This is a genomic window from Parafrankia sp. Ea1.12 (assembly GCF_900465275.1).
Taxonomy (GTDB): domain Bacteria; phylum Actinomycetota; class Actinomycetes; order Frankiales; family Frankiaceae; genus Parafrankia; species Parafrankia soli.
Genome location: NZ_UBIZ01000262.1, coordinates 21,438 through 43,886, shown reverse-complemented (window position 1 = coordinate 43,886; position 22,449 = coordinate 21,438). Strand labels below are relative to the sequence as shown.

At 70.8% G+C, this 22,449-nt stretch carries 13 protein-coding genes; all 13 read right to left on the bottom strand.

Going from position 1 to position 22,449, the window contains the following annotated elements; genetic code table 11:
- Positions 1 to 107: 107 nt before the first annotated feature.
- Positions 108 to 959: an SAM-dependent methyltransferase gene (locus FMEAI12_RS11755; protein ID WP_112106040.1), complete on the bottom strand. Its 852-nt coding sequence runs from the start codon at positions 957 to 959 to the stop codon at positions 108 to 110.
- A gap of 252 nt (positions 960 to 1,211) precedes the next feature.
- Positions 1,212 to 2,786 carry a PepSY domain-containing protein gene (locus tag FMEAI12_RS11750; RefSeq protein WP_200835258.1) on the bottom strand — a complete coding sequence of 525 codons (1,575 nt, stop codon included), beginning with the start codon at positions 2,784 to 2,786 and terminating at the stop codon, positions 1,212 to 1,214.
- A gap of 179 nt (positions 2,787 to 2,965) precedes the next feature.
- Entirely contained in the window at positions 2,966 to 3,535 is a 570-nt protein-coding gene (locus FMEAI12_RS11745; protein WP_146776681.1) for a hypothetical protein, read from the bottom strand.
- Between the two features lie 382 nt (positions 3,536 to 3,917).
- A complete protein-coding gene (locus FMEAI12_RS11735) occupies positions 3,918 to 5,576 on the bottom strand; it encodes a carotenoid oxygenase family protein (protein ID WP_112106038.1) in 1,659 nt (552 codons plus the stop codon).
- Between the two features lie 332 nt (positions 5,577 to 5,908).
- Positions 5,909 to 9,052 carry a CHAT domain-containing protein gene (locus FMEAI12_RS11730; protein ID WP_112106037.1) on the bottom strand — a complete coding sequence of 1,048 codons (3,144 nt, stop codon included), beginning with the start codon at positions 9,050 to 9,052 and terminating at the stop codon, positions 5,909 to 5,911.
- Positions 9,053 to 9,146: 94 nt separating this feature from the next.
- The gene (locus FMEAI12_RS11725) at positions 9,147 to 9,779 is read right to left on the bottom strand and encodes a hypothetical protein (RefSeq protein ID WP_131802380.1); all 633 of its coding nucleotides are present in this window, start codon (positions 9,777 to 9,779) and stop codon (positions 9,147 to 9,149) included.
- 63 nt (positions 9,780 to 9,842) lie between these two features.
- Positions 9,843 to 11,387, bottom strand: a complete 1,545-nt coding sequence (locus FMEAI12_RS11720; protein WP_112106036.1) for a hypothetical protein — start codon at positions 11,385 to 11,387, stop codon at positions 9,843 to 9,845.
- 81 nt (positions 11,388 to 11,468) lie between these two features.
- Entirely contained in the window at positions 11,469 to 14,132 is a 2,664-nt protein-coding gene (locus FMEAI12_RS11715) for a GTPase-associated protein 1-related protein (protein WP_112106035.1), read from the bottom strand.
- Positions 14,133 to 14,149: 17 nt separating this feature from the next.
- Positions 14,150 to 15,328, bottom strand: a complete 1,179-nt coding sequence (locus FMEAI12_RS11710; protein WP_112106034.1) for a hypothetical protein — start codon at positions 15,326 to 15,328, stop codon at positions 14,150 to 14,152.
- Between the two features lie 4 nt (positions 15,329 to 15,332).
- Positions 15,333 to 18,080, bottom strand: coding sequence for a hypothetical protein (locus FMEAI12_RS11705; RefSeq protein WP_112106033.1), 2,748 nt, complete (start codon positions 18,078 to 18,080; stop codon positions 15,333 to 15,335).
- 83 nt (positions 18,081 to 18,163) lie between these two features.
- A complete protein-coding gene (locus tag FMEAI12_RS11700; RefSeq protein WP_112106032.1) occupies positions 18,164 to 19,804 on the bottom strand; it encodes an Hsp70 family protein in 1,641 nt (546 codons plus the stop codon).
- 33 nt (positions 19,805 to 19,837) lie between these two features.
- The gene (locus FMEAI12_RS37100; RefSeq protein ID WP_200835257.1) at positions 19,838 to 20,671 is read right to left on the bottom strand and encodes a hypothetical protein; all 834 of its coding nucleotides are present in this window, start codon (positions 20,669 to 20,671) and stop codon (positions 19,838 to 19,840) included.
- Positions 20,672 to 21,078: 407 nt separating this feature from the next.
- Positions 21,079 to 22,287: a TerD family protein gene (locus FMEAI12_RS11690; RefSeq protein WP_160144261.1), complete on the bottom strand. Its 1,209-nt coding sequence runs from the start codon at positions 22,285 to 22,287 to the stop codon at positions 21,079 to 21,081.
- Positions 22,288 to 22,449 lie beyond the last annotated feature (162 nt).

Below are 22,449 nucleotides of genomic sequence, written 5' to 3'. Positions count from 1 at the left end.
CGGCCTGTCCGTCGCGCACCGCCGTCGTTCTCGATGACCGCTTCTGGGCCGACCGCCGGGATCCGGGCCCGTCTCCACGGCCATCTCCTCTCGCTGCTCGCCGGGTGTCAGGCTTTGCGGGCGATGGCCCCGTATCCGCCGACCTCGGCGTCGGTCAGGCCGGTTGGCGTGTCGTCGTCGGGGCGCCAGCGGTGCAGGAGCTGCACCCCGGGGTCGACGAGGTCCAGACCGTCGAAGAAGCGGACGACCTCGGAGTGGGTACGTGGCCGGGCGGGGATTCCCTGCTTCCGGTAGATCTCGGCGAGCCGTTCCACCTCCTGCGGGGCGAAGTCGGGTGTGACGTGGGTGAGCGTCAGGGTGCTGCCGGCGGGAAGGGCGTCCATGAGGGTGCCGACGATGCCGTAGGGGTCGTCGGAATCCGGAATGAAGTGGAAGATCGCGACGAGGGACAGCGCGACCGGTTGTGTCAGGTCGAGGGTGTCAAGCAGTTCCGGTGCGCGCAGGATCCGGGCCGGGTCGCGGATGTCGGCGTCGAGGTAGGCGGTGCGCCCCTGTGGGCTGCTGGTCAGCAGGGCGCGGGCGTGGGTGAGCACGATCGGGTCGTTGTCCGCGTACACCACTCTTGCCTCGGGGGTGATCCCCTGCGCGACCTCGTGGAGGTTCGGGCTGGTGGGAATGCCGGTGCCGATGTCCAGGAACTGGCGTATTCCGAGCTCACCGGCAAGGTGGCGGGTGGCCCGGATGAGGAACGCCCGGTTCTGGCGCGCGGTCACCTGCAGTCCGGGGAAGGCATGGAGAGCCTGGTCCGCGGCGGCCCGGTCGGCGGGGAAATTGTCTTTCCCACCGAGGTAGTAGTCGTACATGCGGGCGGAATGCGGAAGGTCGGTCCGAAGATCAACGGTCGGGATCTCGTCCATCAACTTCCGCCAGCGCCCCTTACCGGGAGTGTTGTTCGTCATGCCTGATCTCCCGTGCCACCGTCATGATCAAGGATCGGATGATCCGGTTCCCGGATCATCTCAAAGATGGGCCCGTGGGATCGAAAGGCCATGCCTGTTGCTGATCTATAGCTTTTCGGGGGGACGGTAAGTCGAAGCCAGATGTTCCCGACCACTGTCACTCCGCCGTCACTCCGCCGTCGGTCCGCGCAGGTCCACCCGCTGCCCGGCTTTCCGGCGCAGCGGGTGGACGTCACGTTGGTCTGATGCCTGTCACGCCGGTTGGGTGGGGCTCCCGTCCGTCCGTTGGCGGCGCCGGCCGCGAACCAGCCCGGCGGTCGCGTCGAGGGCGAGGAAGGCCAGGAGAGTCACTCCGAGCACGGGCAGCGCCCAGCCGACCGCGGCGGTGACCAGGACCAGGGCGACCAGCGCGGGCCTGGGTACCCGCCGCCAGGTGCCCCGGGTGGGGGCCGGGCCGACGATGCCTGCATGGTCCGCTCGGGTGGGACGGCGCTGCCACCACATCCGGTAGCCCCAGACGATCACGCAGACCAGGCCGCCCGCGAGGCTGGCCAGCAGGATCTGGTTGGCCACCCCGAACAGCTCGCCCATGTGCGCGGCGATGCCGATCTTGGTGAGCTGCGCGAGCAACGGCCAGCTCTCCCAGCGCACCTCGTTGACCACCCTGGCGTCAGCCGGGTCGACCGCCACCTGGTCGAGTCGTACCGGCCAGCGCCGGTCGGTCTGGGCCACAGTCCACGCCGTGCCGGCCTCGGCCGGTGGTGTGATCTCAACGGGTCCGTCGAGGCCCGCCCCGCGCGCGGCGGCGATGATCCGGTCCACCTTGTCCACACCTGCCGCGTCCGAGGAACTGGTCTCGGTGGCACCGGCGATGGTGTGGCCCTCGTGTTCTCCACCGATCCCGCTGCTCCCACCGATCCCACGGTTGCCGCCCGCGGGGGCAGCCTGGGGCAGGGCGGTGTCGAGATCGGGGGTGTGACTGTCGGCGGCGTCCAGGGCGGAGGAGAAGTGCGCCCCGGCGTAGCGAGACCAGGTCAGACCGGTTGCGGACAGGAACAGCAGGCCGATGAGCAGCCAGACGCCGAGGCTCCCATGCCAGGCCATCGTGCGTCGTCGCCCGCGGGCGGTGAGGTCGGGCAACAGGACCCGGCGCACCCGGCGGGCCCGCCGGCGCCGGCCCAGCCACAGCACCAGGCCACCGAGGGCGATGATCCACAGCCAGCTCGCCGCGACCTCCGAGTAATGCCGGCCGAACGCGCCGAGATGCAGGTTGCGGTGCAGGTCGTCCAGCCAGGTGGTGAGCGGCGTGCTGCCCCACCAGGTGGTCAGCTCGCCCTGGACCCGGCTCGTGTACGGGTCGACGTAGACGGTGCGCTGCCTGTCGCCCAGGTCGGGGACGTTCAGGACCACCCGGGTGGTCCGGTCGGGCGCGTCTCCGGTGAGCACCGAGCTGAAGGTGCCTTCGGGATGGGCGTCGAGCGCGGCGTTGATCTGCTCGGCGAGGGGCCGCGGCGCCGGGCCGGCCTGGTCGACGTAGAGCTCGTCCGCGTAGACCAGCCGGTCGAGCTGCGGGGTGATCGTGTACGCGAGACCGGTGAGCGCGGCGACCACCAGGAACGGCGCGACCAGCACCCCGGCGTAGAAGTGCAGCCGCAGCAGCAGCCGCCGCCCTCCACCGGACGTCGACACGGGCGGGTAACTCGACGTGTCGGTGGACGACGTGCCAGGGAACGAGGGGCCAGGGGACGACGGGTCGGGTACGGACGCGTCGGTGGGAGGGGTGGTCTGGTCGTCGGGGGGCAGCCCCGCCTGGTCGATCGTGGTCACAGGGGTTCTCCGAACAGGCTTGTCGAGGACATGCGGCACCGCCGCGGCGTCGCACACGGGCAGTGGCCGCGGTCGGATCCCGTGCCGCGTCAGATGCGGACGGGTGGCGACAGGCCGGATCCGGGCATCGCGAACAGGCCGTCCGGCCTGTGCGCGACGGACGGCTCTGGCGGTGCTGATCAGGCCGGAAGCAGGTTCGGTGGACCTCTGCGAACGACCAGATGAACAAGCTGGGCCAGCTGCGGGGCCCGGCGCGCCGGAGGCCGCCGCCGCGGCTCCGTGCGGGCGGGCAGCGGGCAGACCACAGCCGGACGTCGCCGGCGGCGCAGGTGGCCGACCGCCCGGCGCGCCACCACCGCGACCCCACGCGCGGCCCGCCACAGCAGTCGTTCTCCGGCGGAGAGCCACCATGCCAGCAGCAGCGCGGCGCCGACGTGCGCCAGCGCCATCCTGGGCCCGCCGGGCAGGAGGTCGATTCCCGTGGCGCCGTGAGCCGTGCTCGCGGTCCCGGTCGAGAAGCCGTGATGGGTGTTCGCCCCGGGCTCCGGCGGCACGGTCATGGCGAATGCCAGATGCAGGCCGGCCTGGACGCTGGCCACCAGACCCGCGATACGCCGCGGCGACATCCGCCGGGCGGCGTTGCCCCAGCACACGCGGGCCGCGAGGGCACCACCGCAGGCGGTCACGGGCGAGCTCGGCAGCTCACCGCAGGCCGCCACGTGCGAGAGAACGGCGAGAGCGACCGCCAACCCGGCCACCGTCGAGGCACGCACACCCCGCCCGACCGGTGTCGCCGCCCAGCTCACAAGATCAGTATCTTAGCCACAAAAGGAAACGTGACCCAGCTGATTGCCCGCACAATGCGGGCGGCGCATGACGCGGCCGTGGCGATCGCCTGCCGCCCTCGTAAAGACGCGCGCCAGGCGCAGCCTGGTCAGGCCTGGTGGCCGACTACCCGTGCCGCCGCGATGCGATAGAAGGCGGCTGCCGGCTCGTGCCGACCGAATGGTTCGAGATAATGTGCGGCGGCATCGCGCGCGGACTGATCCCGCGGACCGATCCGAGACCAGCGTCAGGCCACGTTCGGCAAGGTGGGCGGGCAGCTCGGCGGGATCGAGACCGAACCTCCGCTCAGCCGTACTGCTCGAGCACCTTACTGATCACACCGCGGGCGGACGGCGAGAAATCCCGCCAGCCGTCGCCGAGGTCGGCCGCGAACGAACGTTCATAGCCCGTGTCACGTAGACGGATGCTGGGCAGATACGCGGAGTGGAACTGGACGGACAGTTTGAGGCCCTCGGCGGTGGCGACGGCGACGGGCCCCGCGCCGAGAGACAGGGCGTCGAACACCTGAAGTTCGGTCCGGTCGGAGTAGTGAACAAAGATGACCGCCCAGCCGGGGCCGCCCGCGAGGTCGGGAACGAACACGGGTGACTCGCTGGTGGTGCCGGCGGGGAATGACCAGGCCGACTGTTCGGTCATCGTCTCCAGGTCAATGCACACCAGGGACGACGGGATCTCCCGTGACGGCAACTGGTCCACCGGGACAACGCGATAGGGGTGATCCCGGTACATCTCGACGATCCGGGTCGCCAGCATCTCGGTGTCGCATCCCCAGTACGACTGCCACAGGTAGCGGCCGCGCTCGAGCCCCGGCCGCCGCATGTCACGGCCATAGAGAAGCGTGGCCCAGTGGCGTTCCGCGTCCAGGAAGACACGGCTGTCCCTGACCTCACCGGTTCGGCCGTCGATCACGTAGCGGCCGACCGGTGAAGCGTCCACCGGGGCGGAGACGAAGCCGTGCAGGCCCTTGGCGAGGCCGGATCCGGTTCCCCAGACGCTGTCGGCATCGGTGAGCGCGTAGTTGAGATCCCAGCCGTTCGAATGAGCGAGGTACATCGTGACGTCGTCGCCGTCCTGGCGGTAGTCGGCGAAGTGGTGGAACGACTCGCGTGGGACGCGGGCGTGGGTCACCGGCACGCTGCGGCCCCGCCGGGCGACGGTGAGGTCGCGCTTGGCCACCAGATAGATGTCGGTGAAGGGCAGATGCGGTTTGGTGCGGCCACGTCCGGCGACGGTGCCGGGCTCGGGCTGGAACCCGATCTCCGTGAAGATCACGTAGTCCTGGGTCACTGTCATCTCGTGCACGCCCTGGGTCAGGTGCGCGCCGGGCACGTGCCACGTCTCGACGTCGCCGTGCCCGTCCCAGCGCACCACCCACATGGGTCCCTCCATGTCGGAGGTGGACGAACCCCGGGGACGGAGGTTCGTGTTGCACCACCACATGCAACTGTCGTCGAGGTCCTCGACCGGGTGCGCCGCCGTCCGCACACCGGGGAACAGGGGATGCGCGACGACCTCGGGGTATTCGCTGACCCCGCCGAGAAACGTCTTGAACTCCAACGTCGCCGGGTCGAACTCGACCGGCCGCTGGCTCAGCCCGGTGAGCAGTAGCCGGTCGCCGAAGAAGTGCGGCGACACGTTCGTCAGGGACGGCCGTCCGCCGGCGGTCAGTCCCGCCAGCTCGGCCGGTGGCAACGCCCGGCTGAGGCCGCCGAGAAGAGCCAGGTCGGGCGTGACGACCCGCTTCGTCCGCCAGTGCCTGGTCTCGAGGTCCACATGGGTGAGCAGGCCCGGCCCGGCGAACATGAAGTCGACGGCGGTCGGCTGCGACGGCCCGATGACGAAGACGTTCCCGGCCAGCCCGTCGGGCCAGCGCCCGGCAGTTACCGTCAGGTCGACATTGTATTCGGCACTCGGCTCAAGGGCATGGTGAAGTGCGTGACTCATGTCGTTTCCTTCGGAGTTCGGCTCGGCGAGCTGAATTCAGAACTCGGTCGCGACCGGCGGTGCCCGGTGAGGATTTGCCAGGAGCGAGGCGCGGATCTCGGAAAGGTACTGACATGCGGGAACCGGGCCGCGTTCTGGCGGGAGCGAGGGCTGCCATGGTCAGGCCTGTTTGCCCGAGATGGAGAAACTGGGACCGCCGCCAGACGCGGGGCTTACAATGAAATGCTAGTGGAATTTCCGGGGCGATGCGGGTTGAATAATTTCAACTGATGGATCTATTGGCGTGTCCGTGTCCGTGTCCGTGACCGCGGTGCGGTTCGCCGTGGGATGACCTATCTGCCGAGAAAGGTGAACGCGGCCCAGTAGACGGGATGCTCGTGGGCCCGTCGGGTCTCCCAGGCATGGCGAACGGCCGGCGAGGCGTCGGTCGGCGGACCGTAGTCGGGTATGCGGAGGAGATCCGGGAACTCGCGGACCTTCTCGCCGTTCGTCGTCCGGCGCACCCAGAGCTGCGCCCGCCGCAGGGCCTCCGCCGTTTCCACTCCGTCATCCCGCCAGAGCTGGTAGAAGCGGGCCATCAGGGCGGCGCTGGCGACGTCGTCCACCGACCACTGCGTGGCCACCACGCCCGGCGATCCGGCCTGCAGCAGGCCGGTGGCGAGGCTGACGAACTCGTCCGGCAGGTCGTCACCGATGACGGCCGTCTGGCAGGCCGACAGCACGGTCAGCCGGGGGCTCATCCGGTCGAGCCCGCCGATGTCCCGCAACGTCATCGACTGGTCGCCGACGAGCAGAAGCCGGTTGCTGAGCGGATCCATCGGCTCGGCCACCCCGTGGCAGGCGAAGTGCAGCACGTCGGATCCGGACATCGCCGCGAGCACTCTCGCCCGGGTTGCCTGTCCGGCGCGCAGGACCTGGGCCTCGGGGCCGAAATGGGCCGCGACGATGTCGGTCTCGACCTGGGCACCCGGCAGCGGGTCGGCACCCGAGGAGGCCGGGTCCGCCACGGCGAGCAGCAGATCACCCGAGCGGGCCGGGCCCGGCGCGATCCGGGTGGCGGCGAGCGCGCGGACACTGGGCGCGTAGACGAGGGTGAGCCGGTCGAGCGCGTAGGTGCCCGCGCCGCCGACGGTCTCCGCCAGCCTCGCCGCGTGCAGCGGCGCGGAGCCCAGCAGGCCGCCGGGCATGAGCACGGCCCGCCGGTACGGCGCGAGCAGCCTGAGTACCGGGTCCATCACCGCCCGGCCGAGCCATCGGGACGCCTCCTCGTAAGCGTCGAGGTCGTCCTCCTCGGCGGCCTGGACGCACCGCCCTACCCACCTGCGCTGGCTGGCCAGAGTCAGCTCGGGCAGCCACACCACTTCCACGGGGGTCACCTTCGACGCGGTGACGACGAGGGCGAGGCCGCCCCGTGGCGTGGCCGCCAGGTAGACCAACGGGACCCGGTCGGCCCGCGTGACCCTCTGGACGTCGGCGAACGAGGGAGGGAGGAGGAAGGACTCGTAGCCCGGCACGGACCTGATCTCGCCCACCACCCGCCGCAGCTCCTCGCGGGCGTCACCGAGCTCGGTGGCCAGCTCGCGCAGTGGCGCCTCGGGATCCCGCAGGGTGGGATCGAACACCGGGACGTACTCCATGTCGAAGTCGGGCTCGAAGCTGCGCTCGGCCTCGGCGCCGCGGGCCGCGGCGCGCTCGTACCGCTCCCGCAGCTCGCCGTGACCGACCGCGCCCAGCCGGTCCAGGTCCACCCGCTGGCGGTCCAGGGCCTCCGAAAGCAGGACGGCCCGTCCCGCCTCGAGCACCTCGACCGCCTCCTCGGCCCGGTTGAGGCGGGCCAGCGCGAACGCCGCGCGCGCGGCCATCGACCCGGCGCGGCCCAGCCAGTCCTGCTTGTCCTCGCGCCGCGGGTAAAGAACGGAGATGGCCTGCAGGCCCGTGACCGCGTGCCCGTACGCCTCCGCCACCTCCGCGTAGTCCTGCCGCCGCCAGCCGAGATGGCCCCAGCCCTCGGCGCACGGCACCGTCGCCAGGGGACTCGCGCCCGCGTGCGAGCACACCGCGCGCGACGCCCGGTACGCCCGGGTGGCGTCCTCGGGAAGCTGGCTCGCGGACGCCTTGGACTGCAACGCGTTGGCGAGTGTCGTCTGCACCGCCATCGCCTCCATCGACCCTTCCGGCATCAGGCGGGTGAGCTCCTCGAAGCGGTCCATCGACCGGTCCGCGGCCTCGTCGTCGCCGTCGCGCTCGGCCCGGACCGCCTCGCAGTAGGCCAGCAGCATCAGGATCGAGGACTTCGTCCGGTTCTCCACCTCTCCGGTCCGCAGCGCCGACTCCAGCACGACGCGGGCCTCGCGGAGATCGGCCGGGCGTCCGAGGCTCATGTGGCGCTGGATGAGGAAACGGGCGAGCAGCTGCGCGGAACTGTGGACGAGGGTGAAGTCGCGCCAGTCCTGGCGTGCCTCGCGGACGAGGTCGATGGCCCGGTTCAGATCCCCGAACCGGCGGCCCCGGTAGAGGAGAAAACGCGTGAAACAGCAGATCGCGAGCATGTAGGCGTAACTCGCGCGTTGCTTGCCGGACCGGCTCGGGTCGCTCATCGCGCGGTCCTGCTCCTCGATAGCCTGATCGAGGAACTGGGGGTCCTGCGTCTGCCGAAACGAGGAGTAGTGCCGGAAGGCCTGAGGATGCCACGCCGCGGGGCTCTCCGTCAGGCCACCACTCGCCTCACCGACCGGCATGTAGTCCTGGATTCGCCGCGCGGTCCGCAGGTCGGCCGGGTCGTGGTGCCGTTCGTGCCGGTCGACGAGGCCGTCGACCAGCGCGCCGCAGGCGAAGCGGACGACTCCCTCTTTGTCTCCGCCGCTCGCTGCCGGGTCGAGCTCGTCGAAGATCTCGACCGCACGGTCCAGATCCCGTTCGCGGTTCGGGCTGAGCCGGTACCGCACGGACAGCGCGGCGATCAGTGCGCCCTGGACGATCAGCTTGGACGGCGAGCTGGCCGGAACGCCGCCGACCGCCTCCTCGAGGAGGACGACGAACTCCTCGGCGTCCTCGACGGAGGACGTGTGCCGGAAGCAGACCATGGCGGCCATGCCCAGCATGACGGCGACACCCGCCCTTATCTCGCCCAGCTGGCCCGCCAGACGGTACAGCCGCGCTCCGAGCTCTCGCGCCCGCCTGGCATCCTCCAGCCGGGTGGATGTGATCAGACAGGACATCATCTGGGCGTCGAGCATGAGCCGGCCGGGATGAGCCGTGTCGACATCCCGGCCGATTTCGTTGATCACTTCGATGGCCCGGTCGAGGTCCGCGAGATCCCGATGGCAGTGGAAGCGCGACTGCAGGGAGATGGTGAGGTTCTGGGCCGCCGCGATCCTCGCCACGAGGTCGGTCGCGGCTCCGAGCGCCCGTTCGTCCTCGGCGACCGCCTCGTCGACCTCCGCGCAGGGCACAGCCGCGGTCCGAATCACCGTCATCTGCCCGGCCATCAGCCCCGCCCTCCCGAATCCCGCTTACCACGCACTGCAGTTACCCTTTGCGGTGTCACAGCTGGTCAGTTCTCTGCGCTGTTCAGGATGACGCGACGATCTGGGTGTCCGACACGGCTGTGAAGTCGAAGTCGGGGCTGCCGGGGACGGTCGCGAGGACCTGAAGGAGGATGCGTCCCGTCACCACGTCCACCGACGTTCTCTGCATTCTTGCGGTGTCCTGGAATACCTGCTCGACGGAGGTCCCGTCCTCGAAGACCCATCGCGCCCGGGAGATACGCCTGTTCTGGGTGAAGCGGTCGACGCCGGTGGCGGGGTCCTGCTTGGCGTAGCCGGGAACGAGGCCGACGGCGGCGAGCCGCACCGGTTCGGGCAGCGTGAACACGATGGCGACATCCGTGGCGTCGCCCGGCGCGCGCCAGGCGGTCGACGGGGTCCCGTCGACCATGTTCGTCGCGTCGTAGCTGATCGTCGCGCCCGCGCCGTCCAGGGCCGGGGGAGCGGTTCGGCTGGCCGAGACCGACGCCCGGGTGGTGATGTCCGTGTAGGTGCCGGTGGGGCCCGAGTAGCTCGACCGGCTGTGGTTGTCGCTCGGGCGGTTCGCGGCCACGACCGTCGCGCCGAGACCCACGATCACGAGGATCGCCAGCCCGCCCAGGGGCATGGATATCCAGAACAGGGCCTGCCGCCAGCGGCGGTACGGCTGTATCTCCACGGAGCTCACCGCCCCCGCTCCGCGGGGACGTCCGGTGTTGCCGTTCTCGTGTTCATCGAGATATCACCCCGAAAGCCGCAGGCCCTGTCGCGCGAGCGTCCAGGACGTCAGTTTCTCGATGCTGTCGTCGACCCGGCTGTCGTCAGAAATGATGGAGGTGGTGAGAAAGAACTGAACCTCGCCGAACGCGTGCCGCATGGACCGCAGCATGTTTCCCTGGTGCAGGTTCTCGTCGAGCCAGCGCACGAGGGCCTCCTCGCCGTCCTCCACGCCGTCCTCGATCAGGATCCGACTGACGAGGTCGCGTTTGCTCACGACCACGACCAGCCGGGCCTTCTTCGTCCGCACGCCCATCGCCTCGAGGTTCTGGACCGTCTGCGCGAAGACGAACTCGGGTTCGCGCCTGGCCCGGACGCCGCTGTACCGGTTCTGGTCGGCGCGGTCGAGCCGGGCCCACAGCGCGTCTACCGACAGGGGGTCGACGACGAACAGGAAGGTGCGCGCGAGGGTGAGGAACTGCAGCTCCTGCAGGCGTTCGGATTCGTTGAAGTACTCGCCGGCCGGGTCGAAGACGTGGATGAGTCGCCGGCCGCCCCGCCGCGGCTCGACGTAAAGCGAGTAGGCGCGGGGAAGCCGGATTCCGGTCTTCGCGACCTTGTCCGACCTGATGAGCTCGCGGCGGGCCTGGGCGTCCCATTTCCGGGTGTCCTCGTCGGCCAGGGTGAGGGCGGCGCCGCTGCGTCCGGCGATCGCCTCGACCGCCATCATGATGACGATCATCAGCCGGGTCTTGCCGGCGCCGGCCGCGCCGAACACCGGGAGCACCACCTCCGCGGCGGTGCCCACGCTCTCGGCCAGCGGAGCCTCGCAGTGCGCGCAGAAGGCGTTCATCCGGTGGCTGCCCAGCAGCAGCAGGGTGGGCAGGCGCTCCCCGCACGCGCAGACGCGCCGGACGACGCCGTACCTGCCCGGCCGCACGTCGTGGTGGCGGACGGTGCAGTTCCGGCACTCGTAGGACGGGTAGAAGCCGCGCCGGTAGCAGGACGGGCAGGTGATGCGCACCCCGCGGATCCACAGCAGGACGGTGTCGATGCCGCGCAGCAGGTAGATCCCGAGGAACGCCAGCAGAAAGACGGCCAGCAGCACCACGCCCTGGGCCGTCGCCACCAGCGAGATGACGGCGAGGCCCAGGATCGTCCCGGCGAACAGGCCGACCATCAGGACGACGCCCACCGGCCAGTGCCAGTCCATCGCCCCGTAGCCGAAGAAGGTGTTCTTCACCCACCGCCGGTGATTCCGGCCGAGCGCGGCCAGCCGCGGCCAGACGAGACCGTGCGCGTGCCGTAGATCGTGACGGGCCTGTCCGAACAGGTACTGCCGGTAGGCCGGTTCCTTCCCGTCCTCGGTGCGCCGCGGCGGCGGTTGTTCCGGCGTGGCGGCGGCGGGGTTCGGGCCCAGCCCCATCGCCCGGCCGAATTCCTGGAAATAGGCGACGACCAGTGCCCCGGCGACGTACAGGGCCGCGGCGCCGGCGATGAACGGCCCGGGCACGGTGAAGAAAAAGAAGGCCAGCCAGATTGCGATGATCAGCAGGATCAGTGAGCCCATCCTCGCCTCACCTTCCCGCCCGCGAGCTGTGGTTCATGGATGCGTCCCCGAATCGCAGAACTGGAGAACAGTGACGGTCGGCTAACGAGGGTTCCGTTTTTTCGCCGCAGCCTTCCCTTGGGCTTCCGTCCCAGATCTCCCGTTCTTACCGCTCTTCCCTCCGCTTCCCGAGCGTTTCTTGTCGGCGGCCTTCTGCGCGGCGGCGGCCTTCTTCTCCGCCGCGGCCTTCCGCTCGGCCCGGGCCTTCTTCTCCGCCGCCCTCCGTGGCGCGTCGGCCTCCTTCTCCAGCCGACGTCGCGTCAGGGTCCGGCGCAGCCATCCGGCGGCGTTGAGGTCCCGCCAGTTGGCGAAGTCCGTGGCCACCGCGGGATCGAGCTTCCTGATCCAGACCTGCAGGGTGCGCAGGTCCTGCCAGTGCCATGTGATCAGCCTGTCCAGCAGGCGGTCCTCGATGACCGTGGCGACGACGCGGACCTTGCGGGACGGATTGCGCCGCAGGACGACCACCGCGTAGAAGAGACGGCCGGCGATGTCCGTCTGGGCACGGTCGGCCCTGAGATAGGTGTCGACGTCGAGCAGGTAGTGCTCCACGGCCTCCGCGGGGCACGACGCGAAGATCTCGGGGAGGTCCCCGGTCGGTGCCTTGTTCAGCAGGTCGGTCAGTTTGCCGAGGTGGTGTGCCCGCTGCGTCTCGGGCATCCGGTCGAGCCCGGCGGTCAGGACGGCGGCCTGGCGGCCGGGGCCGGTGGCGGCGGCCAGTCTGCGTCCGACCGTGGTCATCCGGGTGATCGTCGCGCGTGCGGGGTCACTGAGTCGGGACGCGGCTGACCTTCCCTCGAGCGCGCGGCAGAGGGCTTCGAGGTCCTCGAGATGGTCGCCGTCCGCTGCGGCCGTCGCCGGCCACTCGCGGGTGAGGACGGCGTTCAGCCAGGCCACGGTGGCGGGAGCATTCAGGCTGGCGTCGTCGAGCACCTCAAGCGCGCGCAGTGCCTCGCCCGGCGTCCAGCTTCCGTGCGGCCAGATGCGCCGCAACAGGTCCGCGTCCACGGCCGGTGTGCCCGTCGATTCCGGACCGCTTGCCCGCAGCACCGCGATCTCCGCCAGCATGTCGATCCGCAGCCGCGGGTCGCGGCGGGACGCGGCGATCAGCCGGGCTTCGTGCAGAGCCGGGGCAGCGCGCGTGTCGTCGTCGTCCAGCGCCTCACCGAGGCCGTGCGTGAGCGCCTCGACGAGACGGTCCGGCTCGCGGGCCGCGACCGCGGCGAGGTGATGCACCACCCCCGCCCGCAGCTGGGGCCAGCCACGTGCCAGCCGTGCCGTCGCCTCGGTCGGCTCGGCCAGCAGCCGGGGGCCGACGACGCGTTCTCCGGCCGTCCGTAGCAGGGCGCTGTCCAGGTCGAGCCGCTCCCGGGCAGCCAGGAGGAGCAGATCGACCGCCACCTCGGCGGTGCATCTGCGCAGGGCCCGCGTGCAGCGGTCGGTGGCGTGGGCGCGACCGGCAGGCGACCTGAGCGGCACCGCGTCGGCGCCGCCGGCACCCTTGACGGGCTCGTGCGCCAGCAGCCCGTCCACCTCGATGTCCACCGCGAGCTTCTCGATCTCGGTGGCCAGCGGCGCGGCGCCGGCCTCCGCCGCGGCCGCCGCGAGGGCGGTGAGTGCGGCGCCGGTGCCGGGCGGCCGGCTCCCGGCGAGGACCCCCAGAGCCCCGACGCCGATCAGTTCGATAGTTCGCGCGTCCAGCGAGGGTGCCTGGCGGCCCAGCCAGCGCGCGGCGGTCGCGGCGGCGGCGGTCACCGCCGGCCCGGCGCCGGAGGCATGGTGACCGTGCCGGAACAGCGCCGCGGCCAGCAGCGGATGCCACTCCCCCGAGCGGCCGGGCAGGCCGCCGCCGAGCTCGGCCGCGGCGGCCCACAGCTCGGCCGCGTTCTCCACGCCGGTCTCGGCCAGCAGGGCGGCCCACGGCTCGACCGGCACCTGGCTGCTCCGGTTGGCCGGCATGTCGAACTGGAGGAAGCTCGCGAACGCGCCGTCACCGCGGTCGACGTCGGCGTCGGGCACCGTCGCGACCAGGTGCAGGTCGCTGTAGGCGGGCCGGTGGTGGTAGGTGGCGAAGGACATCCGGCGGGCCAGCGCCGGCGGCAGCAGGTAGGAGACGGCGCCGATCCAGTTCGCGGCGGCCCCGCTGTCCCGCTCGATCAGCACGATCGTTCGCCGTTCGCCGGTGATCACCCTGGCCGCCGCGGACACCAGGGCGGGCAGTGCGGCGCGGCCGGGATGCGTACGCAGGAAGGCGGCGACGTGCCGACGGTCGAGCCTTCCCCGTGGCGGCGGCCCGGCCAGCTCCGGCAGCTCGGCGCCGTCGGTCCTCGGGCTGGCCGTCCAGATCGGGGCGCCCCACAGCTCGATGGGCAACGCCTCCCCGAGATCGGCGGCGACGTCCTCGCTGACCAACGCGTGCGCGAAGTAGTTCCCGAACCGGTTCGAGTAGTCCGTGCCCACGAAGACGACGTTCGCCAGCACGCCGGTGTCCTCCGCCGGCTCGAAGCAGAGATTCACCGGGCAGGCCGCGAGCGCCGCGGCATCCGCGTTGTAGGGCAGCGAGCCCGGCGGGTCGTAGGCGGTGAAGGACTCGACCCGCCGCATCACCTCCGGCGCGACCCCGCGGCTCGCCGCATTGAACTGGAATCCGGGGTATCCCGAAAGGCCGACCTCGCACGACGTGTAGTACAGCTGCTTCAACACCATCTCGGCCTCTTCCGCCGTCAGCCTTTTGTCCTGGGAATGGCGCCGAATTCGCTCAGCAGCCAGAGGAACGGGTCGGCCACCCGGTAGGGCTGGACCACCCCGGTCGCCACCCGCCGGTCGGCGGTGGGGGCGGCCCCCAGTGCCGACAGCCCGAAATACCGGTAGCGCGAGTAGTTGTGGCGCAGGGTCTGGTCGATGGACGACCCCTCCCACTCGTCGAGCAGCGCGCGCACGTGGTCGTGGACGTCCCTGCTGTCCGCCGCGTCGAAGCGCGAGCCGACCGGCTGCGACCGCCGCAGCGGGCTCTCCTCGGGCAGACCGCGCGTGAGCGCGTCCATCTTCGAGAACGCCACGGCGATCGGGGTGCCGATCAGCTGGGAGGGCTTCGTCCCCAACGCCCGCTGCAGCAGTTCGGTGATGCGGCCCAGGACGCTCACCGGGCTGTCCAGGCCCTGTTCGTGCGGGCGTGGGGCGTCCGGGTCCGCCTGGCCCCGGGCACCGCGCATCGTCAGTGGGTCGAGCAGCAGGATGATGCCGGCGGCGCTGGCGAGGTAGCGCACGTTCTGTTCGACGCTGTCCGCCGAGTTCAGATCCTCGCCGGCGGTGTCGAAGAAGGACAGCACGGTCCGCTCCTGACGCGGGCGGCCCAGGCCGCGCCCGCGCGCTGTGAAGGTGAACACCAGCGGCCGGCGTGACATCGGTGTCGTCGAGCGCTGTGTGGGGGCGGCCAGCTGGTGGTTGTCGTAGAGCGGGGCCTCGTACCGCTTGCGGAAGCTGTCCCGGGTCTCGTCATCCGCGCCCAGCACCGACGCGTCGAACCGGACTCCGACCGAGTGCATCAGCTCGTGCAGCAGGACGGTCATGAAAACGGTCTTGCCGCTCTCCTTCGCACCGACCAGCGCGATGAGCCGATTCTCGATCTTTCCGAAGTGCACCGGAAGTTGACTGTGGCACTCCGGGCACAACCGGTAGTTCGTGTCGGCTCGACAGTCCGAATGGACGGCGGACAGCTTCCGGCCGTCCGCCGAGAACGCCGGCGGAAGCTGGCCGGTGAATCCCATCCGTTTCGCCAGGCGTTCATCCCGCTGACTGGAGCAGGACTTTCCGGTGGGGCCTGGCCGCCCGGAGCACCGGAACCAGATCTCCCGTTCCCCGAACTGCTGGTAGCAGTACGGGCAGACCAGCTTTCTGCTCATCGGGTCACCTCCTCCGTCGGGCGCGGACCAACGTCACCTGGGCATTCGCGTCCTCGGGTGGCGCGGTGGGGTCGACGAAGCAGGCGAGCCCCCAGGCGCCGCGCCGTGGCGCCGGAAGTGTGATCAGCGCCCGCTTCCGAGCGGTGACGTCGCGCGCCGGGAGACGGGCGAGCGCGGTGCCATGGGTGGCGCTCAGCGGCAGGATCCCGTCCGACCTGCCGACGACGACCAGCGGTGGCAGCCGGCAGGTGCGGTCACACACCACCTCGAGGACGGCCCGCCGCGGCCAGGGCAGCCGCGCCGGCCGGAGCTCGTAGGTCACCTCGACACCGCGCCCGGGGACGAGCACGGTGACCGGCGGGGAGACCACACGGTCCTCCTCCTCGCCGGTCACCGTCCGGACCGCTACGGTGACCGGATCCGAGCCGACCTGGATCTCCAGCCCGCCGCTGTCGATGTAGCGCCGCGGTCGGATCTCCACCTCACCGGTCGGCCCGTCGCCTGTGGAGCCGGCCGGGTACCACTGGACCCGTGCCAGGCTCGCGCCCTCCGGCCAGTCCCAGCGCAGCCGGACGGCATCGCCGAACCGAGCCGCTGTGAGCCCGCGGACCGCGTCCGCCAGCGAGATCGGCACCGTGGCGCCGACGACCGCGACGGAGCCGCCGGCGGCGCAGGTGACCGCGGTGAGGAAGGCGCGGCCGTGCCGCGGGCGGACGGGCAGCGCGACCCGTCCGTCGGCCCGGGTCACGGGTGCGCCGGGCAGCGCGACGCCGTGCCGGGAGACATCCGCGGCTGACACAGTGGTCCCCGCGGCCCACCTTGGTGCCGCGGAGGCCATCCGCACCTGCACCGTCCCGCTTGTCGGCGGCGTCCAGACAACGAGCGCCGACAACCCGTCCGACCGGGTCGACGTCCCGGACGGGGACGATGCCGTCTCGGTGGGAAGCTCGACGGCGAGGTCGCTCACCGCCTCAGGCGGCCGCTCCGGCCGGGCCGTGACGACCAGCCCGGCCGAGACGCGCCGAGCCCCGTCCGCTCCGAGGTACACCGCCTCGATCCGGTACTGGTAGGCCGTGCCCGACCGCAGGCGCATGTCGGTGAAGCCGGTGGCCGTGACGGAGGTCGGCCTTGTCCCGCGACCGGTCATGCCACGTTCGGTCCGGCGCACGTTGACCTCGTGGATCCCCGGATGCGCCCGCCACGTGCCGGTCACCGACTCCGCGTCGGTCGCCAGCACGAGATCCCGGACCTCCGGGGTGAGGAGAACGGCGGCGGCATCCGCACCCGGCGACCAGATGCCCTCGGTGCGGGTGGCGAAGACCGTGTAGAAGACCCGTTCGCCCAGTGGAGCGGTCTCGTCGACCGCGGTGTTGGCCGGTGTCTCGGCGACCGGCTCCCCGGCGTCAGGCGTGGTGGCGGCTCGGCCGGTCGCGCGCACCAGCCGGTAGGCGACTTCGCCGGTGCGGGCGGGGCTGGGTGCCCACCGGACGCTCACCCGGGTCCCGTCGGCCCCCGCCTCGACCGACGGTGGTGGCGGCGGCGGGATCGCGCGGAGCCGGGCCTGGATGTCGTCGTGATCGGCCGCGATCTCGGCAGCCTCGGCCAGCAGCGCGGCGGTCTCCTCCGGCCGGTGACGCGACCATGCCTCGTCCGCCCCGGTCAGCAACGTCCGGACCCTGGCCTCGGCCGCCTCGACCTGTCCGGACATCTCGGCCCGCTCGGCGTCCGGCAACGCGGCGGCAAGCTGGCGAGCGGCGCGCAGCCGACCGGCCGCGAGCGCGTCGTGGATCTCCTGGACGGCGTTCCCGGACCCGGCTGCGCCACCCCGCCAGGCCTCGGCGAGCGTGACCGCCAGCTCCTCGGCCTCCTCCAGGACCAGGCCCAGGGAAGCCGCCTGGTCGGCGATCGCGCGAGCGGGTAGACCCGCCTCGACCCCGCCGCGCAGCGCCTCGACGACCTCCCAGCCGATCAGGGTGTCGTACCCGGCCGGGGAGCGCACCGAGCCCAGGATGATCACGAAGATGTTCTCGGCCGCGGTCTGGCGCTCGTCCTGGGCCGCGCGGGCGCGGGCCTGGCGGGCCCGGGTCACCTCCTGCTCGTTGACGACGGCCGGCTCGGACACCAGCCGGAAGCCGTCCCGCAGCCTGAAGCCGGCCCGGACCCGCTCGGCGCCGAAGACGACGTCGGCGGACAGGCGCAGGCCGAGAACGGCCAGCGGTTCGCGCAACGAGCGCGCCTGACTCGGCGGCGGGCCGACCGGGAGCTTCCACTCCCGGTCCATGACCCGCAGGTTGTGCCGCTTCAGCGCGGCCCGGACGGTCGTCGCGTCGAGTGCACCCCCGCCGCTGCCCGCACCGGCGGCCCCCGCGGTCCCCGAGATCAGGCGGCCCACCATCGTCTCGCTGATACACGGGTTCGCCGCGGCCAGCGCGGTGACGAGGCGGTCCAGGTACTCCTGTTCCTCCTTGTGCGCCCGCTCGCGGCGTTCCCGGAAGGCCGCAAGCGTGAGCTGGCCGGAGCCCTTCAGCTCCGCGTGCGCCGCGAGCAGGGCATCCGCGACGGCGGCGTGGGTCTTCTTGAGCTTCAGAGTCCGCCAGTACTTCGTGACCTCCTCGACCCGCGCCTCGAACAGCTCCTTGTCACCCGCGGTGGCCTCGTCCAGCGCGTAGCGCGTGAAGAGGTCGTTCGGCACTCCCTGCTTCCGGGCGGGATCAACGACGCCCTTCCGGTACGCCTCGACGTCGAACGCCATTCCTCAGACCCCCGATGACGTGCAGTCCATTCGCCGGTCCCGCCGGCGCGGCGTAGATGCCCGCCGCACCCTCGGACGGGCGGCTATTCGCTGAGCGTGTACCGTGCCACGGCGTTGCGCGCCTTCTCGACCTGTTCCTCGGTGAGGCCCTGAATCTGCAGCTCGATGTGCAGGTCCTTTCCCGTCTTCAGCTCCACCGCGTGTACCCGCAGCACGCCGGTCTCGTTCATGGTGAAGGTGACGTCGATCGGGGAGTTACGCGGCAGCGGTGGCAGGCCGCTGATGAGACCCCGGCCGATCGCCGCGTTGTCGGCGAGTTCCGGGGAGACCGTGGCTCCGGCCTGTTCCCAGATCTCGATCTCGATCCCGGTCTGGTTGTCCTCGACCGTCCCGAACCGCTCGGTGTCGGGCGAGGCGGGCAGCGGCGTGTTGGGCGGCAGGATGTGCTCGACCTTCAGCCGCTTCAGAGCGGGGTCCGCGCTATCCACGACCTTGATGCCGAACGCGCGGGGCACGACCGTCCGGACCTTCTTCTCCGCGAGCTGGCGGACGGCTTCGGTCGTGATGCCCAGCTGGTCGGCGACCCGCTGCACGGCCGCCGGCGAGGCGGACGTATGGGAGTCGCCCTGTGTTCCCGGTGCCGCGTCCGAGTCCTCGGGGAGCTGGAGCTTCACCGACTCGATGAGCGCGAACCGGGCTGCCCCTTTCGCGACCGCGAGGTCGGGGTCGTGGAGCTTCGTCTCGAAGCCGAATCGCTTGTTCAGGCGGGCCGCGACGGCCGGCATCCGGGTGGCGCCGCCGACGAGGAGGACATCGTCGAACGACGTCACGCCCTTCTCCCGGGCGGTGGTGACGGTCCGCTCGGTGATGTCGAGGGTCCGTTCGAGCAGCTCGCCGGTGATCTGCTCGAACTCCTCGCGGGTCAGCTCGAGCCGTGCGGTGTCGCCGCCGAAACGCATGTTGTGCCGGCGCGACGTGGTACTGCTCAGCGCCTTCTTCATCTCCTCGGCGGCGATCGTGAGCTCCTGGAGGAAGTCCTCGTTGTCGCCTGCCTCGGAATCGGGGTGCTCGGCGAGAAAACCCTCCAACAGGTACCGGACGATCCTCTCGTCCCAGTCCACGCCACCGAGATGGTGGTCGCCGTCGGTGCAGACGACGTTGATCTCGTTGCCGGCGACTCGGATGACGGTCGTGTCGAACGTTCCACCGCCCAGGTCGTAGACCAGGATCGTGCGTTCGCCGGCGGGGGCGACGACCTCGTAGTGCAGGGCGGCGGCGACCGGTTCCGGCACGACGTTCAGGACGTTCAGGCCGGCGATCCGCCCCGCGTTCCGGGTGGCCTCCCGCTCGGCCACGCCGAAGTACGCGGGCACCGTTATCACGACGTCCCGGACTGGTTCGCCGGTGAACTCCGTCGCCGCTCGCGCCAGCTCGCTGAGGATCAGTGCGGAGATGCTCTCCGGAGTGTGCGTGCTCCCGTGGAAGGAGAGTTCGACGTCCTGGCCCATCTGCCGCTTGATGAGCGACACCACGAGGTCGGGCTCGAGCTTCGCCGAGTTCTTCGCGTCCCGCCCGACGACCACGTTGTCAGGAGTCTCGAAGTAGACCACCGAGGGCGTGGTGTCCTCGCCGACCATGTTCTTCGTGACGGCGGGCCGCCCTGTGTCGTCGATGTAGGCGACACACGAATAGGTCGTCCCCAGGTCGATACCGTAGGTTGCCATGGATCCTCGCAGGTGTCGGAGACCGGGTTGGCGTCAGAGACCGGATTGAGCAGGGCTGGGCGGCGTCGGCGCGGAGGGCGCCGGGGGTGCCGGGGGCGCCGCGGTGGCTGGGGATGCCTCGGTGGCGTCGCTGCCCTCGGAACCAGGCCGCCGGCTGCGGAAAACCCGGGTACGCGCGGGGCGTCGCACCCGGCCGGTGTCCCGCTCCAGTACGCCGACCTGGGTGACCTCCGCGACGGTGTTGTGCCGGGCGGGGTCGTCGGTCGGCACGACTGACGCGGCAAGCTGGGCCCCGGACTGGAACCGGTCTCCGGGTTGCGGGCGGACCAGGTCGAAACCACACCGTTCCAGCGCGAGCTCGACGTCGTCGGCGAAGCTGGCGAGCAGGTTCGAGGTACGGGAGTCGCCACCGCCGGACATGCGTTCCGACTCGGCCGAGAGGCCGTCGTACAACCTGATCAGATCGGTCACGATCGGGTCCAGCAGCGCGCGACGGACACCGGAGCGCTGTTCGAGGCGTTCCTCGTGGAGCCGGTCAATCACGGCTTCCCGATGATCGGCCCGCCGGTGGAAGTCGGTGAGCGTGGCCTCGATGGCGGCCAGGCGTTCGACGACCGACACGAGCACGGCGGCGGTCGGCATGTCCGGCTCGCCGGCGTCCCATGGGACCGACCCGCCCGGCTCCGGGGCGCCGGCGGCCGGCGGGGTGTCCTCGCCGGGCGCCGCGGGCACCATGGGGTCGCCGTTCCACCAGCTGGTGGCGTCAGCTGGTGGTGTGCGGGTGCCGGCGCCCGCGTCGTTGCCGACCGGACCGCCAGCGGTCGGGTCGGGCCCCGTCGGCAGGGGTCGGCTGGAATCTTCGTGCATGTCGGCAGGCCAATCGGTAGACGACTGTGTCGCGATGGACGACCGTGCGGTGGCGCTGAGATCCGGACGCGTCGCGGATTTCGTCTTCCGCGATGAGCACAGGTGGGCCGGTGCGGCTCCGGTGTGGCGGATGCTTTCTCTCAGGCAAGAAAACGCTGTCGCGAAGTACGTACTTGTCTGACGCCGCGCAAACAGATCTACGGGCTACTACCCGGATCCGGGCCGGTGGCCACCTCGGGGAATCCGGGTGCGCCGCCGGACCGGCGGCAGCGACACGTGAGACCGGCGCTGGGCGTGACAAAAAAGATCATGACGTCCCCCGATGTCCTAGCAAATATAAGCACAGCTGGTGCCGAGCCTGTGGCGCAGGGCTGACCGGTGCCGGGGGGAAACCTGCCAGCCGTCTCTCAACGTGTCTTGAACTCCACTCGCCCTGCGTCCATGACGAAGGTTCCGTCACCACGGAGGACCGGTCGTCGCTCGCTGCGGGGACGCGAGTATGTCTCCACGTGTTCGATGACGGCCTCCTCCTCGGCGGTGAGGTCGATGCGCGCTATCGCAACCCAGTAGGAGAAGCTGTTCCGGTGGTACAGAGGTGTTTGTATCACCGAACCGGCATGGTCGTCGACCTCCACGACCGCCCGGAATCCACGGAACGACCCGATGCCGTTCTCGACCGCCGAGTACGCGCAGATGAGGATGTGCCGGAAGGCGCTCGGCCGGGCGATCACGATCGCCTCCCGGCCCCGATGGCGGTCTCCGGTCGTCAGGCAGATGTGCGGCGGCCGCTTGAGGGAGCCCTGGTCACGGTAGTAACAGACACCCTCGCGACCGTCGCTGTCGATGTAGAGCGCGTAGAGGTCGAGGTCCTTGTCCTTGCGTCGCCAGGTCAGCTCCGCTGTGATCTCGTGCTGGGGCCTTTTGATGGTCGCGGACGCGCCGGGCAGCAGCTTCACGTCCCCGAGTGGAGTTACCGCACGAGCGGAGGAGGCGCGTCGTTCGGCCTTCTCCGGCCTGCTCTCTTCCTTGCCCTCGGCCGCGTCCGGTGCCACATCGGTGGCAGGAACCTGCTGACGCCGCAGTATGTCGTTGATCGGGACCGCGAAGCGGAAGCTCAGACCGGTCAGCCCGTCCGTGAATCCGAATCCGACCGCCCGGTAGTACCAGCCGTCCGCACGCCGGTACAGCTCGCCGGGTATGTGGACGAGGTCCGCCGGGCCCGGGGCGAGATCGATCCGGAGTATCTCCGTGTTGTCTTCCGCGTCGATCAGGCGCAGCCGTGTTTCGGCCGCGTCGACCACGCGGCCGCCCGTGGCCGACAGGGCCATCAGGATCTGGTCGTACCGCGGGGGGACGGCGTTCAGGTCGACCTGGGCCCGGTCGGTGGACACCGCCGCGTCCGTCCTGCCCAGATGCCGTACCGCCGCGCTGGAATCAGTGGGATCCGTAGGATCGGCGAACTGAATCGCGCGCGCGGACCCCGCCACCCCGGCATTGTTCGCGGGGAGCACGAGGATGAGGTCGAGCTGGGGTGTGGTAGGGGTTTTCACCCAGTTCAGAACCACGTGGATCCGCCGCGGGCGGAGCGCGATCTGGGGGAGCATCGTCAGCGACACGAGCAGTACTCTCCTGAGTCGCTGTGATGGTAACCCCGGACCGGTCCGGGGTGTGCCCGGTCCGCCGAACTGGTTACGCGGGTACCGCCATGGTGACAGCCGGCCGGGCCGGGACGAGTATCTGGGTAGGCTTGCCGTGTGGAAGGCGGTGCTGAGATGCCG